Origin of the sequence: Dapis purpurea BLCC-M126 (assembly GCF_050015975.1) — a bacterium.
Lineage (GTDB): Bacteria > Cyanobacteriota > Cyanobacteriia > Cyanobacteriales > Microcoleaceae > Trichodesmium.
On the sequence record NZ_JBNHER010000171.1, the window covers coordinates 53,798 to 67,496 of the forward strand.

Genomic DNA, 13,699 nt, shown 5'->3' on the forward strand with positions numbered 1-13,699 from the left:
TGCCGACCTCATTAGTGCCGACCTCATTAGTGCCGACCTCAGTCGTGCCGACCTCAGTGGTGCCGATCTCAGTCGTGCCGACCTCAGAGATGCCGACCTCAGTCGTGTCGACCTCAGTGGTGCCGACCTCATTAGTGCCAACCTCAGAGATGCCAACCTCAGAGATGCCAACCTCAGAGATGCCAACCTCAGAGATGCCAACCTCAGTGGTGCCAACCTTATTAATATCAAATGGGATAATCAAACCAAGTGGTCAAATGCTATCGGTTTACATGAAGCAAGAAAAGTTCCAGAAGACCTACAACAAAATCCAGAATTTGCTACAGCAGTTGCTCAGTCAGAAGCAGCAAGTCAACAACAACAGTAAAATTTTCTATCCCCCCTGCCCCCCTTTGTAAGGGGGGAGAATCTTCAAATCCCCATTTCTAAGGGAATTTAGGGGGATTTATCGGTTTCCCCAGCTTAACCCAACCTAGGTTATAAGCGATCGCTCATTTGTATCCCCCCCTGCCCCCCTTTGTAAGGGGGGAGAATCTTCAAATCCCCATTTCTAAGGGAATTTAGGGGGATTTATCGGTTTCCCCAGCTTAACCCAACCTAGGTTATAAGCGATCGCTCATTTGTATCCCCCCCTGCCCCCCTTTGAAAGCGGGGAGAATCTTCAAATCCCCATTTCTAAGGGAATTTAGGGGGATTTATGGTTTCGCCAGCTTAACCCAACCTACGTTATAAGCGATCGCTCATTTGTATCCCCCCTGCCCCCCTTTGAAAGGGGGGAGCCAAGAAAAAGTCCCCTTTACAAAGGCGGATTTAGGGGGATTTATGGTTTTGACCAGCTCAACCCAACCTACGGGAAAATTGATAATGAATTATTACCCCATTTTTAACCAGGCAAATATTTCATCGACAGTGAGAGTTAATTCTACATCAGGAAACACTGGAAGAACTCGATCGCTTTTACACAACACAGGTTGTTTTTGCGGTTGTAAGCACAAAATGCTGAGGTCATCTGGATCAACGAACCAACCTAGATGACTTCCATGCTCTAGACAATGAAGAATATTACCTATCACCTTGTTTGGTCTTTGTTCAGGAGACAGAATTTCAATCGTCCAATCTGGCGGTAGGTCAAAGTTATCTGGAACCTCACCCTCTGGTGTAAACGGGATACGCTCCCACCGAAAGACCGCCACATCGGGGACAATCGATCGCCCGCCAAAACTACATCTCAATTCTGGGAAAGCATAGGCAATCTTTGCTTCTTCTGCGACTTGATTGATCGTGGCACAGAGTTTTCCTTGCAAGCGGCTATGTCGTCCCTTTGGCATAGGTTTTTGAATAATTTCTCCATTAATGTATTCACTTGCTGGTTTCGTTTCTGGCAGTTGCAGAAATTCTTGTAATGTTATTAGAGCCGAATATTCTTTTAAAGGCATAATCAAGTTTAGGAGTGACAAATCTCATAATAGTTGAGCAGTAGATTTTTAAGAATATATGGTAATATTATAGCATAAGATTTTAGGGAATCAAAGTTATGTCAGAACTACAAGAATTAAGAAAAAAAGTTTTGAATTTATCGGTGAGCGATCGCCTATTGTTACTCAAGGCCATTGCAGATTCTTTGAATGAGGAACTCCGCCCTCGGCCAGAGTTACCTCCTGATTTCTTAGACAAGTTGCGAGGTATAGGAAAAACAGATAGTCCACCTCCAAATGATGCGGAAGTTGAAGCGATGCTCGAAGAGCGTTTAGTGGAGAAATATTTAAAATGAGAGTTTTGATAGACACTAATATTGTCCTAGATTTTGTATTAGAGAGAGAGGCATTTTTAAATGATGCTAATATTCTATTTGAAGCTATCAGAGTTCACGAAATCGAAGGCTTTGTCACAGCAACAACTTTAACTAATATTTTCTACATTGTTAGAAAACAAACTAAAAGTCTTGAACGAGCAAGAGAAGCAGTTGCTATGACATTAGCATTAATGAAAATTTGCGACGTTAATCGTAATATTTTAGAAACTGCTTTTGCTTCTAATTTGAGAGACTTTGAAGATGCAGTACAATTAGCTTGTGCTTATGCTAAGAATGTTGATGCTATTGTTACTCGCAATGCTGATGATTTTGCTGATGCAAGTCTCCCTATTTTGTCAGTTCAACAGTTATTTGAACAGATGAATAATGATGGATAAAACGTCAAAAACCCACGTTGAAATTTGCCAACGTGGGGAAAAGATGATTTCTAAATTTTCAAACTTATCCCAATCTCTCTTTTAAATGTTCCCCTACTCGCAAAGCATTAGCAATAATTGTTAAAGCAGGAGTTACAGCAGAACTTGATGGGAAAAAACTGCTATCTACAACATATAAATTATCTACATCGTGGGTACGACAGTTAATATCCAAAACCGATGTTTTCGGGTCTTCCCCAAACCGACAAGTACCACACTGGTTGGCGACAACTTCGATGGGAACTTCTCCACGGGGATAAATGTTGCCTCGCTTTGAAACTGCATTTCCTACTGCTTTGTCTACGGACTTCAATACATCCATCCAACGATAAACTAGGCGATCGTGTGCTTCCCAGTTATTGGGAGTGTAATGGAAAAACAGCTTATCCCCTTTGACTTCCACGCGGTTATTGGGGTCTGGTAATATCTCCGAATGTATCCACCAACCAATGGAACGCAATGCTAACTGTTTCAAACCAAAGCCTGGCATTGCTTTTGCTAACACAGATAAAATAGGTGGAGATTCAGCAAAAGTAATATCTTGGAGTAAGCCCCCTGTGTTCTCAATGTGACCCATTGGATAGGAATAATTCTCGTCCCCCCAATAAAAGTCATTTACACCAACGCTTCTGAGAAAATTGCCAGAGTTAGGTTTCGGACTGGGTTGCACTACGGCGGTCATTTGATGTTTCATCAAGTTGCGCCCAACTTGTCCGGAACTATTTGCTAAACCATCAGAATGTTTTTCGTTAGCAGAACGTAATAGTAATGCTGCTGAGTTTACCGCACCACAAGCAAGTACGACAATATCCCCAAAAAATAGAAATGATTGTTTGCCAATTTCTACTTCTACTGCTTTGACGGTATTCCCAGAAGAGTTGGTTAGTAAACAGACTACTTTGGCATTAGCTTTAATAGTAATGTTAGGAGAGTTGAGCAGTGGTGCAATACCGAATACTTCCGAGTCTCCAGTGGGGTCTTCCTCTTCACGAGTGAGAGTTAATGGTAGAGTTTCTGGATGTAGACCTTGTTCGGCGATCGCTTCGACAACTTTTTGAATTTCTGGGTTGTGGTCAACTGCTGGATAAGGATATTCTCCACTACGAGGAGGTTCGGTGGGGTCGTTGCTTGTCTTACCGTGAACTTTATAAAGTTGTTCTGCTTCAGTGTAATAAGGTTCAAAATCTTTGTATTTGAGACACCATTCAGGAGAAATTCCTTCTTGATGTTCTACTGCTTCAAAGTCTTTTTCCCGCATCCGAATTAGGGCTGCTCCATAGATTTTGGTATTGCCACCAATGGCATAATTTGTCTGTGGAGAAAATGGTTCGCCTGCATTATCGTACCAATTTTCATCGGCGCGGTAAAGTTCTTTTTTAAAGATATCAGCGTTTGCCCTATTTTGGATTTCCAGAGGCATAAAATCACCTCTTTCTAGAATAAGAATTTTTTTCCCAGTCGCAGCAAGTTTATAAGCTAAAGTACCACCACCTGCTCCTGTACCGACAATAATTACATCATAATGTTGGTCGTCAATAATCATTTTTTTCTTCCTTTAATATTTTTTTTTAGTGATAAAAACATTTTTGTTTGTAGTAGGGCTTTAGCCCGATATGCAGTTAGGGCTAAAGCCCTACTACGAACTTTAATTATAACTATTCAAGCGGACATAATTTGACTCCTAAATTCCTAATTATTTCACTGCCAAATATAGATAAGGATAAACAAAATAATCCAAATTACGTCAACAAAATGCCAAAATAGAGAAGTAGCATTAATGCCAAAGTGACCGTTGTCGTAGTTACCAGGAATGAAAGAGCGACCTAACATAATTCCTTGTAACAAAATACCTGTGATAACGTGGAGACCGTGAAAACCTGTCAACAAATAGAAAGTTCCACCGAATACTCCTGTGGTGAAACCAAACTCTAAACTATTCCATTCAATTCCTTGACCTACCACAAAATAGGTTCCCATTGCCATTGTGGCAAACAGAAATATGCGAAACCATTTGAAGTCGTGACGTTCTAAAGCTTTTTCTGCGAAATAGATAACAAAACTACTGGAAACCAAAATCACTGTATTAATAGCAGGTTCTCTAACTTCCAAACCAGAAACACCTGGGGGCAACCAGTCAGGAGTTGTGGTTTTGTAAATAATATATCCAGCAAAGAAACTGAGGAAAATGATGCTTTCCGAAAGTAGGAAAACGATAAACCCAAACATACTATTGCCTTCTTCGTCGTGGGTATGTTCGGCAACTGCTGAATGCAAAGGTTCCTGTACTTGTTCTGAAGTAACTGCACTATCCATATTCAAATTCTCCTTTTATTTAATGGTTTTATTGTCGCTATACCTGAATTTTTCGGAAACCCTAGGTGATAGATCAGAAAAATTGATAATAAGGCTTGTAGTTGGGCTTTAGCCCATAGATAAATATTGGTACTTAGACATTTTTTGGTAGAAAAACTGCTTGTTTGCGCAGCATTCCGGAAAAAAAGTCAGTCTAGACAAAGGCATTACATCAATGCCCTAAAAATGGCTAAAACCCTTGCTTATTAAAGATTTATGCCTTTTTTACGTAAAAACCTCTGCTTGTCTATGTTTGAGTCTATTTTCTGCTGCTATGCGTGTGTAAGTCCCGATATTTGAGGGGCTAAAGCCCAACTACAAACAAAACACCTAATTAACAGTTTCGGGAACTGCTGCTATATGACGGTTGGGATCGTTAGCAGTCAAAGGTTCTGATTTACCGTAACCATAAGGTTCAGAAATAATTATAGGAAGTTCCTCAAAATTCTCCACGTCTGGAGGGGAAGAAATCATCCATTCTAAACCTATTGCTCGCCAAGGGTTAGCAGGTGCTTGTTTACCTTGTATCCAGGAACTAACCATATTTAAAATGAAGGGCAAAGTAGACATTCCCAACAAAAATCCTCCCAGACTTGCTACCAAATTCCAGAATTCATATTCAGGTGCGTAGGAAGAAACTCGGCGCAACATTCCTTGCAAACCTAATGGGTGCATTGGTAAAAAGTTTAAGTTGGTGCCGATGAATGACAACCAAAAATGTAATTGCCCTAAACCTTCATAATACATTTTCCCAGTCATTTTAGGAAACCAATGATAAATGGCAGCATACATTCCCATGGTTACCGTGCCGTAGAGAACATAATGAAAATGACCAACGACAAAATAGGTATTGTTAACGTGAATATCTACAGGAACAGCAGAAAGCATAATGCCAGTAATACCAGCAAACACAAACATTATCAACCCACCCAAGGAAAATAACATGGGAGTATTCAGGCGAATTTTCCCACCCCAAATAGTCGCTACCCAAGCAAATACTTTAATTCCTGTAGGTACAGAAACGCACATGGTTGATAACATGAACACCATCCGCATCCAGGGAGGTGTACCACTCGCATACATATGGTGTACCCAAACTAAACCGCTGACTCCAGCAATAATCATGGATGAAATTACTACCACTTTGTAACCGAATAATGGTTTGCGACTGTATACTGGGAAGATTTCCGAAAAAATACCAAAAATAGGTAGGATGATAACGTAAACCGCAGGGTGGGAATAAAACCAGAAAAAGTGTTGGAATAAAACTGGGTTGCCTCCATTTGCAGGATTAAAAAATCCGGTTCCTATTGTAATGTCAAATAACAACATCACTGCACCTGCCGTTAGTGCTGGCAGTCCGAATAATTGAATAATTTGGGCAGCAAATACTGTCCAAACAAAAGCTGGCATTCGGAAATAAGTCATACCTGGCGATCGCATTCTCACAATAGTTGTGACAAAGTTAACCGCCCCCATAATGGAGGAAACCCCGGAAATAGCAACAGCAAGAATCCATATTACCTGGCCGTTAATTACGCTGCCCGTAGGATTTTGGATACTTACAGGAGGATATGACCACCAACCCGCTTGAGCAGGTCCACCAGGAGCAAAGAAACTAGCCATCATTAGGATACCGACTACTGGCACCATCCAGAAAGCAGCAGCATTCAAACGAGGGAATGCCATGTCTCGCGCTCCGATCATTATGGGTACGAGATAGTTTGCCAAACCGACTAAAGATGGAAACGTCCACAAAAATAGCATTATTGTGCCGTGCATGGTGAACATTCCGTTGTAAATAGTGCGATCTACAAGGTCTGATTCTGGAGTCATTAGTTCGCCCCGCATTACCATCGCAAATATTCCACCGACTAGGAAGAAGATAAAGGAGGTAACTAGATATTGGATACCGATAACTTTATGGTCGGTACTAAAGCTGAAGTATCGTCGCCAGTTGGGCGGTTGTTCGTGTTCTGGTTTTTCTATGGCATCACTAATGCCTTCAATTGTTATTTCTTTCATAGAATATTTTTTTCCTTGATATCTGCAAATAAAAATCTGTAGCAAAACTTCTAGTAGACTGACACAAGATGTAGGTTGGGTTGAGGGAGTGCGAAATCCAACAACAATCTTTTTCCCCTACTCCCTAATGCACAGTTTTAGCTGTGTCAGTCCAGTAGGGTGTGTTAGACGGCTTAAATTTAGATTATGAAAAAGATTCATAAATCTGTCGTAACGCACCATCTTGGATGTGTCAATTCAGTAGTGGAGTGACACACCTTAAATCGTGCAATAAATTTTTAGGAAAAGTCTGAATTGATCAGAAATTAAGTCATTTTTCTAATGCACAGTTTTAGCTGTGTCAGTCCAGTAGGGTAAGTTAGACAGCTACAATAAATGCTTGTGTCATATATTACTTTTGCAGTTCTGAGTTTAAATTTTTCTTGTTTCTACTTCCTTATCTAAAAAAATAAGGTTTAAAGAATAACTTCAGTATTTCAAACATCTGGGTTCAGTTAGAGGTATTGATAACTGATAACTGAAATAAGCTTCCTAACTCTTATGATAATTAACAACAGGAGGTGAAGCAGGTTTAACTGAAGGCCAACCTGGTTGCACCGGTGCTTCTGATTTTTGAATATATTCAGTATGTGCCTGATTTTCTGCTGGAGATAATCTAGTATTTGCTGCTGTTGCCAGCCAATTTTTGTAATCTTGCGGAGATTCAACAACTACATCTGCTGCCATTGTGGCAAAATAAGTACCGCTATATTGAGAATCAGTCAGACTATATTTGCCAACCCGGATGGGAGTAAATTCAAAATCTATTGGATTCTTGGGAATAATATCTTGCTTCAGTCGGAATGCTGGAATATAAAATCCATGCAGCACATCTTCTGAATTTAATTCTACCCGCACTCGCCGATCTACAGGTAAGTGCAGTTCGGTGCTAGTCACGCCATTTTCTGGATAGCGAAATACCCAAGACCACTGTTTGGCATATACTTTGATTTCTTCTACAGGTTCACCTGCAGGTTCCAGTGGAGTTGCATAAGCTGATTCCATTTCTAATGGTGTATGCAAATGCACTAATTCCATCGGTCCCTGAATTGCCATTTTTTCATAGACATTGTAGCTGTAAGCAGCAATCCAAAATACTAGAAAAATTGGTATTGCTGTCCAAACAATTTCTAGGGTAATGTTACCTTCAATATGGGGTCCGTCGCTGTAGTCATATTTTGCAGCGCGTTGGAAAATAACTGAATACATTAGGGTTCCAGTTACACCCAAAAATATGAAACTACCGAGGGTGACGAGAAAACTAAATAACTCATCAATTAAGATAGATTCTGCTGCCGCTTGAACTGGTAACCACGAGTAAGATAGTTGCCCGATCCAAAAACTAACAGCAGCTAAAACCAGAGCTATCGCTCCCAAGGTTAAAATAGTGCGGATTTTCATATCAATATCCTACTAATACCAATTCACTTTAGAGATGTCACAAATAGTTTGAAACTTTAGATGTGAAATAATTTCCTGAAATTACTGTAGCGTCAAAGTTTTAAGTCTATAAATAAAATCTTAGTTTTGACTTTTGACTGTCTTGAGTGTGTCTTACATTCTGGAGGGGCTGTGTGCGGAATTACTTCCGCACTTTATACGCCCCGTAGGAGACCTCAGAATTACACACTCGCTTTTGACTTCCGTGAAACGGTATAAAATTATTTCAGGATAACATTAGGGTCTTTACCTAATTCTAGCAAAGCATCAGCAGTATTGTGTACTCCAAATTCTGCAGCTAACTGTGCGCCCAAAGTACCATGAACATACATAATAAACATGATGAATAAACCAACTGCTAAATAACTCCATTGCACTTCTAGAAGTTTATCCTGAGAAAAAATATAACGTTGAAATCCTCTCCAAATGGTCATTCCCACAATCATCCCTAATAGCAAAACACCACCAACTCCATGCCACAACATCGTATCCATTGCTCCTAACCCCCAGACACTTTTGAGTTCAGGAGATGGTGTTGCCAGCATTATTTCATAAAATCCTGCTGCTACGGTGAAAAACGTAATAATTGATGAAGCTAACATATTGTACCAACCTACATCAAAAAAGTTGGAACGAGTAGCAGATATCGCTAAAACTTTCAGGAATGGTTTTTGTAGAGGGAACAATATGCCAACAATATCAAAGGCAATCCCCATAATAAACAGACCTAGAGTCAGATGAACTAAATTCGGATGAATGGGTATAGCGTAAGGAAGTCCATTTGCCCCAAGTTGGGCACTCAAACTATCTATTAATTCCGGGTTCATTGTAAAATTCCCTCCTTTATTGCTTCCACTACTGGGACTGTGTGTAATCCATAGACCCAAACCAGTTCATCTCCAAGGTAGACTTGAAGGCCAACTATAACTACTAACACCAATCCTAATCCCAGATATGGCATCGGCAATTTTTCTGTGTTGTTGGAACGAATCACATAACGCCAACCAGTGAGAGCAGCAATGATTCCTGAGAGAGACCAACCAATTAGTGTATGTAAGTTTAATATAGGTTGAACTGCTTCATAAGGTTGTGCCAGACCAGCTTCAAACTGACCAAATATTATGGCAATAAAAATAGAAATGGTGGCAAAAAACATATTCCACCAACTTACTTCATATAAACGAAAATTTCGAGTGAAATAAGCAATAATATCACATATAAACGCAAATAATACCATCGCTATTACGAAGTGGACAACGATGGGATGTATTGTATCTGGATAGGGTAAATTGTGTTCGTTTAAAGGTGGTAGATACTCCCACATAGTCTTCTCCTTGAAGTAGATATAGATATGCGTGAAAAAAAAATTAAACTTTACGAGTTACTTCAGACAAATATTTTCATCAACTTTTTCTCATAACGTTCTACTTGAATTTAAAGACTATATCTATTTTTAACCGTATCAATTCTCACAGTTTACTGATAAAAACACTCAATTCTTTTTTTTTTGATGAAAGTTAAAAATCTATGTAGTGAAGATAACATTATTTTCTTTAGATTTGACGGTTTGTCATAATGAACTGCACTATTTTTATTCTGAAAATGTAAAAAAGCTCAGAATCTTAGGTCGGCAAATCTTACAAATTATATATCTTTTCTGTAACGGCTATATAGCTTAAATTTAAAGGATTATTATCTTTTAAATAAAGGGAATTATAAATCATATTTTCTATCAGGAACTTTCTGCTTAAATACTATAAAAACTAACTGTTTAATTAAAATTTAAGACTACGCCATTCTCTATGTCGCTAAAATACTGTAACTAAATTTACAGAAAAATTTTACATTGTTACTCAAAAAAAGTCTGGTATTAAAAACTTTTTTTCGCTGTGCCGCTCCAGTAAAGTTGGTTTTAATGAAGAGATAAAATTAAGAAAACATAAAAAACATCATAGATGCAAAAATTTTAATCTTAGTAAAACTAACAAGGGATTTATCAAAGGATGCACAATAATATTCCTGTAGAATATATTCTGGGTAATTAATTGAATCATAGCAGTTATTCTGTACAATTAGAAGTATTTATTATCCGACTTAAGCGCCCTTTTATTAATAAAAATTAATCCGAAAAAGAATGGTAATTAGTTATAGTGAAAACATCCTAAAATTTAAAAAATTATGGATTTTTCACAATATCATTTTTCCCTGATCCGAGATTGTGATTCAGATTCTTGCAATCCGGCTAACCAATATCTAACTGTAGTTATTGGAGGCGATCGCTCTCGATACAAAGATTTATGGGATTATTGGGATGATGGTAATATTCAAATTTTTAGGCAAGAAGTTAACCGGAGATTCCCAGAACTTTATAGAGAAATTAATTACATGGCCTTTCGAGATGAGGATATGGATGCTATCGGACCGAAAGTGCCACTTACTCTAATGCGTAATCAGAAAATTTTAGATAAATTAGAGCAGCATCCACGGAGACAAGTAAAGTCAGGTTGGTTTAAGAAATTTTGCAGGTGGTGTCAGATAAAACCACAAATAAAAACTTGACTTAACAACAATTATAAACAAATCTAAAAAACTATTCCTGTCGATAATACTATTCCTGTCGATAATACTTTTCCCAAAAATCAGATCATTTCCGGTTAAATACTTATCATTAGAAATAAATAGAAGAAATATCTAAAACATAAGAAATTTCTTCCTTGCACTCCGTTTCAGTCGGAATGACTTTACAGTTAGTGTTTATCTAGACATAATATCAAACAGCATATTAGCTACAGTCACCTTAAAAATCAACTTCTCATATAAATTTGTCATATCAAATCCTGTTAAACAGCCATAGATTGGTTAAGTCAAGAGGAGTCAGGAATCAGGAGGAGAGAGAATTACAAAGATTAGCGTAGTTATGACGATTGGAGATTTTTTTTATGTTCAATCAAGGGGATTTGATATCAGAAGTTATACTGCTACACAGAAAGTAAAATGCAAAAGTTTTCTACTTTTACCAGTGTCCTAATCTTAATTTATAGTGCTATATTAATTTGCTAAATATTGACTACAAAATCAGTTTCAGGAATTAGGAATATTGCCCAATTCCTGATGATTAAATTAGACAGCAACTGCAGTAGTTAATGTTGCTGTTTCATGTTGTTTAATCCATTCAAAAACTCTATTCCATGCCCACCAAATATCGGCATCTTGGGCAAGTTTTTGACATGATTTATTGCTAATATGAGCCACATGACCACCGTAACGAGTTACAATTAAATCAATGGCAGAATTATTTTTACAAGCAGATTTTAAATCTGGCACAATTGTTGGGTCAAATAGTGGATCATCTTCTGCATAAATAATCAATGTTTTTTTCTTAAGATTAGGCAAAAAATATAGGGGACTTGTTGCTTTATAGTAGTCTTCTACTGATGAAAATCCTAATCTTTCGATAATAAATTCTTCATCAAATTTCCAGATAGAATCTGCCCGTTCGATTGCCTCTGGATCGATAAAATCTGGATGATGCTCGTGAATTAACCAAGCTAATTTTTTGAGATTTTTACTAATTCCTTTATCCAAATGTCTTCCAACAGGAGAACTATCTAAATAAGAGAGAGAACGTTGAGATTCTAGACTGGGGCAAATAACTGCACAGCCACCAATATCTGTTTCTGCTAATCCTAATTCCGGAGCCAGATTTTCTGCTACTTTTGCACCCCAAAGTGCTAGTTGCCCTCCCAAAGAATATGCTGTAAACCAAAAATTAGGCGGACAACCCATTGCTTTTGCTTGAGCAGCAATATGAACAAAATCTTGCCCTTCATAAATCCCATCTGAAGTTAGAGCTGGTGACAGCAATGCTGTCTTGCCATGGGCACGCCAATCAAATAAAATAACTGCATAACCTTGGGCATAAGCTTTGCGTCCTAATAGTTGTAAGAACCATTGATTATCTAGCTCTCCTGTAATTCCATAAGTCCCAATAATTGTACCTTTTGGGTTTTCTGGAATAGCCATCCAGCCAAAAATTGGTACATCATTTGCACCTATAAAAATTGTATCTTGGTAAGGAGGCTCAGGAAATGTAGTAGTCTCTTCCCAAAAACGGGGTATCCAAAACGCTGCATAAAGAGTCATTGCTAAACCATTTTTCAGGAACCACGGAGGAGTATAAGAAGGATGACCCATAGATAAATGTTAATCTAATAAAACTTAAATTGATTAATGTAATAGTATATCAGTTAGCCATCATTATCATCATAAGTTTAATAACTGTTTACTAGAACTGAACATAGTTTTGATTAAATTGGTTAGAGATATAAGTTTTGGATTTGAAGGAATAGGGAATAAAAATAAAAACTATAACATATATTAATAAAAACAGAATATATCCCTAAATAACTGCTCTTTAGAGGTAATTCAACCACCACTTACTTTTATGCTTTTTCTTGTACTTAGCGAACCAGTCACAGATAATGTATAACAGGAAAGTTATTAACAACCAAATTAGATAAACAATTGGTAAATCATACCCAAATGATTTTGGTTTCCAACTGATGCCTAGTTGGGAGAAAGTAAAAGGTGTTATACCATATCTAGATAAGGCAAATAAAATAGCAGTTAAATGAATTAAGTAAACGTGGATAACATAGAAAAATAATGGTTGCTGACCTAATATAATTAATGGCTTCAAATAACGGATATTGGATTTTTCTAAAAAATAAAGTAATAGAATTGCTAGACCGAGTGTTATTAATAAATATAGCAATGAAGGTGGATATTTATGACAATCAATAAACGATAGTAAGGTATCAGGAAAGTTAGACTGAATTGACCAAGGATTGGGGTCGCCATAAATATTAGTTGCTCGAATAATGATAAAAGCAACGAGCATACTTAAACCGATTTTTCTTAATAGCTGAAGTCGCCGATATTTTTCCATTTCAAACAATGTTCCGAAAGCATAACCTAATGCCATGACTCCGATCCAAGGAATCAGAGGATAGAGGATAAATAAGCGAAACCCAGAAATTGGTTCAATCATTGTGCGCTGGTGAAGTATTGCCCACAACCAACCAATATTTCCTAGTTGCTCTGCTTGTACATTATCAAAAAGATTATGTCCGACTATAAGCAAAATTCCAATTGCTGCTATTATCCGAGTAGGAAGATAAATTATTGCTGCCAAGAAAATCATCGAACAACCGATCACCCATAACACCCCCGCAGCAGAAAACATAGAACTCAGGTTAAACCTCCAGCTCAAACGTATTACTGTTAAATCTAGTAGAATAAACCAACACCCTCGGAGCAACAAAAATTGACAAAGTTGTTGTTTAGTTTTGCCACGTTTGAGAGACAAATAAGCTCCTATTCCTGCTAGAAAAATGAATGTGGGGGCGCAAATATGAGTTATCCACCGTGTTAGAAATAGAGGAATATTTGACTATTGCTTGCTAAAGGTCAAGAATATAGACTATCATAGACAAATATACACAAAATGTCTAGGATATGAAACCAAACGAATTTGCGGAAAGATTAGGAGTTAGTGTAAAAACTTTACAGCGTTGGGATAATTCTGGAAAGTTAAAAGCCAAGCGCACAATGT

At 37.8% G+C, this 13,699-nt stretch carries 14 protein-coding genes; 5 read left to right on the forward strand and 9 right to left on the reverse strand.

The features are described 5' to 3' along the window. The coding region (locus tag ACP6PL_RS15355; protein WP_426546133.1) for a pentapeptide repeat-containing protein at positions 1-367 on the forward strand (367 nt) is incomplete at its 5' end. Positions 368-872: 505 nt separating this feature from the next. Here the strand turns inward: ACP6PL_RS15355 and ACP6PL_RS15360 are convergent. Further along, positions 873-1,436, reverse strand: a complete 564-nt coding sequence (locus ACP6PL_RS15360; protein WP_426546134.1) for a Uma2 family endonuclease — start codon at positions 1,434-1,436, stop codon at positions 873-875. Positions 1,437-1,534: 98 nt separating this feature from the next. Here ACP6PL_RS15360 and ACP6PL_RS15365 point away from each other — a divergent pair, with 98 nt between their 5' ends. Further along, positions 1,535-1,771, forward strand: a complete 237-nt coding sequence (locus ACP6PL_RS15365) for a hypothetical protein (protein WP_426546135.1) — start codon at positions 1,535-1,537, stop codon at positions 1,769-1,771. Further along, positions 1,768-2,190 carry a putative toxin-antitoxin system toxin component, PIN family gene (locus tag ACP6PL_RS15370; RefSeq protein ID WP_426546136.1) on the forward strand — a complete coding sequence of 141 codons (423 nt, stop codon included), beginning with the start codon at positions 1,768-1,770 and terminating at the stop codon, positions 2,188-2,190. Before ACP6PL_RS15365 ends, ACP6PL_RS15370 begins: the two co-directional genes overlap by 4 nt. A gap of 64 nt (positions 2,191-2,254) precedes the next feature. On the opposite strand, the gene ACP6PL_RS15375 is transcribed toward ACP6PL_RS15370, so the two are convergent. From ACP6PL_RS15375 to ACP6PL_RS15400, 6 genes are all read right to left on the reverse strand, one after another. Continuing rightward, positions 2,255-3,772, reverse strand: coding sequence for a GMC oxidoreductase (locus ACP6PL_RS15375; protein WP_426546137.1), 1,518 nt, complete (start codon positions 3,770-3,772; stop codon positions 2,255-2,257). A gap of 155 nt (positions 3,773-3,927) precedes the next feature. After that, positions 3,928-4,542 carry a cytochrome c oxidase subunit 3 gene (locus ACP6PL_RS15380; protein ID WP_426546138.1) on the reverse strand — a complete coding sequence of 205 codons (615 nt, stop codon included), beginning with the start codon at positions 4,540-4,542 and terminating at the stop codon, positions 3,928-3,930. Positions 4,543-4,911: 369 nt separating this feature from the next. Then, the gene (gene ctaD, locus ACP6PL_RS15385) at positions 4,912-6,606 is read right to left on the reverse strand and encodes a cytochrome c oxidase subunit I (protein ID WP_426546139.1); all 1,695 of its coding nucleotides are present in this window, start codon (positions 6,604-6,606) and stop codon (positions 4,912-4,914) included. A 531-nt stretch (positions 6,607-7,137) separates the two neighbouring features. Beyond that, the gene (locus ACP6PL_RS15390) at positions 7,138-8,046 is read right to left on the reverse strand and encodes a cytochrome c oxidase subunit II (RefSeq protein ID WP_426546140.1); all 909 of its coding nucleotides are present in this window, start codon (positions 8,044-8,046) and stop codon (positions 7,138-7,140) included. A gap of 260 nt (positions 8,047-8,306) precedes the next feature. Continuing rightward, a complete protein-coding gene (locus ACP6PL_RS15395) occupies positions 8,307-8,912 on the reverse strand; it encodes a DUF2231 domain-containing protein (protein WP_426546141.1) in 606 nt (201 codons plus the stop codon). Continuing rightward, the gene (locus ACP6PL_RS15400) at positions 8,909-9,409 is read right to left on the reverse strand and encodes a DUF2231 domain-containing protein (RefSeq protein ID WP_426546142.1); all 501 of its coding nucleotides are present in this window, start codon (positions 9,407-9,409) and stop codon (positions 8,909-8,911) included. The genes ACP6PL_RS15395 and ACP6PL_RS15400 overlap by 4 nt, the downstream gene beginning before the upstream one ends. 854 nt (positions 9,410-10,263) lie before the next feature. Here ACP6PL_RS15400 and ACP6PL_RS15405 point away from each other — a divergent pair. Continuing rightward, a complete protein-coding gene (locus ACP6PL_RS15405; RefSeq protein WP_426546143.1) occupies positions 10,264-10,644 on the forward strand; it encodes a hypothetical protein in 381 nt (126 codons plus the stop codon). Between the two features lie 561 nt (positions 10,645-11,205). On the opposite strand, the gene ACP6PL_RS15410 is transcribed toward ACP6PL_RS15405, so the two are convergent. After that, the gene (locus ACP6PL_RS15410) at positions 11,206-12,279 is read right to left on the reverse strand and encodes a YheT family hydrolase (protein WP_426546144.1); all 1,074 of its coding nucleotides are present in this window, start codon (positions 12,277-12,279) and stop codon (positions 11,206-11,208) included. 220 nt (positions 12,280-12,499) lie between these two features. Then, positions 12,500-13,531 (reverse strand): acetyltransferase domain-containing protein, encoded by a 1,032-nt coding sequence (locus ACP6PL_RS15415; protein ID WP_426546148.1) that lies wholly within the window; start codon positions 13,529-13,531, stop codon positions 12,500-12,502. A 71-nt stretch (positions 13,532-13,602) separates the two neighbouring features. Between ACP6PL_RS15415 and ACP6PL_RS15420 the strand changes: the two genes are divergently transcribed. After that, a partial coding sequence (locus ACP6PL_RS15420; protein ID WP_426546149.1) for a MerR family DNA-binding transcriptional regulator occupies positions 13,603-13,699 on the forward strand: 97 nt, incomplete at its 3' end.

Bases quoted from the DNA above. Each gene is read 5' to 3' on its own strand.
- ctaD (WP_426546139.1), bottom strand. From the start codon at position 6,606: ATGAAAGAAATAACAATTGAAGGCATTAGTGATGCCATAGAAAAACCA.
- ACP6PL_RS15365 (WP_426546135.1), top strand. From the start codon at position 1,535: ATGTCAGAACTACAAGAATTAAGAAAAAAAGTTTTGAATTTATCGGTG.
- ACP6PL_RS15375 (WP_426546137.1), bottom strand. From the start codon at position 3,772: ATGATTATTGACGACCAACATTATGATGTAATTATTGTCGGTACAGGA.
- ACP6PL_RS15410 (WP_426546144.1), bottom strand. From the start codon at position 12,279: ATGGGTCATCCTTCTTATACTCCTCCGTGGTTCCTGAAAAATGGTTTA.
- ACP6PL_RS15380 (WP_426546138.1), bottom strand. From the start codon at position 4,542: ATGGATAGTGCAGTTACTTCAGAACAAGTACAGGAACCTTTGCATTCA.
- ACP6PL_RS15390 (WP_426546140.1), bottom strand. From the start codon at position 8,046: ATGAAAATCCGCACTATTTTAACCTTGGGAGCGATAGCTCTGGTTTTA.
- ACP6PL_RS15400 (WP_426546142.1), bottom strand. From the start codon at position 9,409: ATGTGGGAGTATCTACCACCTTTAAACGAACACAATTTACCCTATCCA.
- ACP6PL_RS15405 (WP_426546143.1), top strand. From the start codon at position 10,264: ATGGATTTTTCACAATATCATTTTTCCCTGATCCGAGATTGTGATTCA.
- ACP6PL_RS15395 (WP_426546141.1), bottom strand. From the start codon at position 8,912: ATGAACCCGGAATTAATAGATAGTTTGAGTGCCCAACTTGGGGCAAAT.
- ACP6PL_RS15360 (WP_426546134.1), bottom strand. From the start codon at position 1,436: ATGCCTTTAAAAGAATATTCGGCTCTAATAACATTACAAGAATTTCTG.
- ACP6PL_RS15370 (WP_426546136.1), top strand. From the start codon at position 1,768: ATGAGAGTTTTGATAGACACTAATATTGTCCTAGATTTTGTATTAGAG.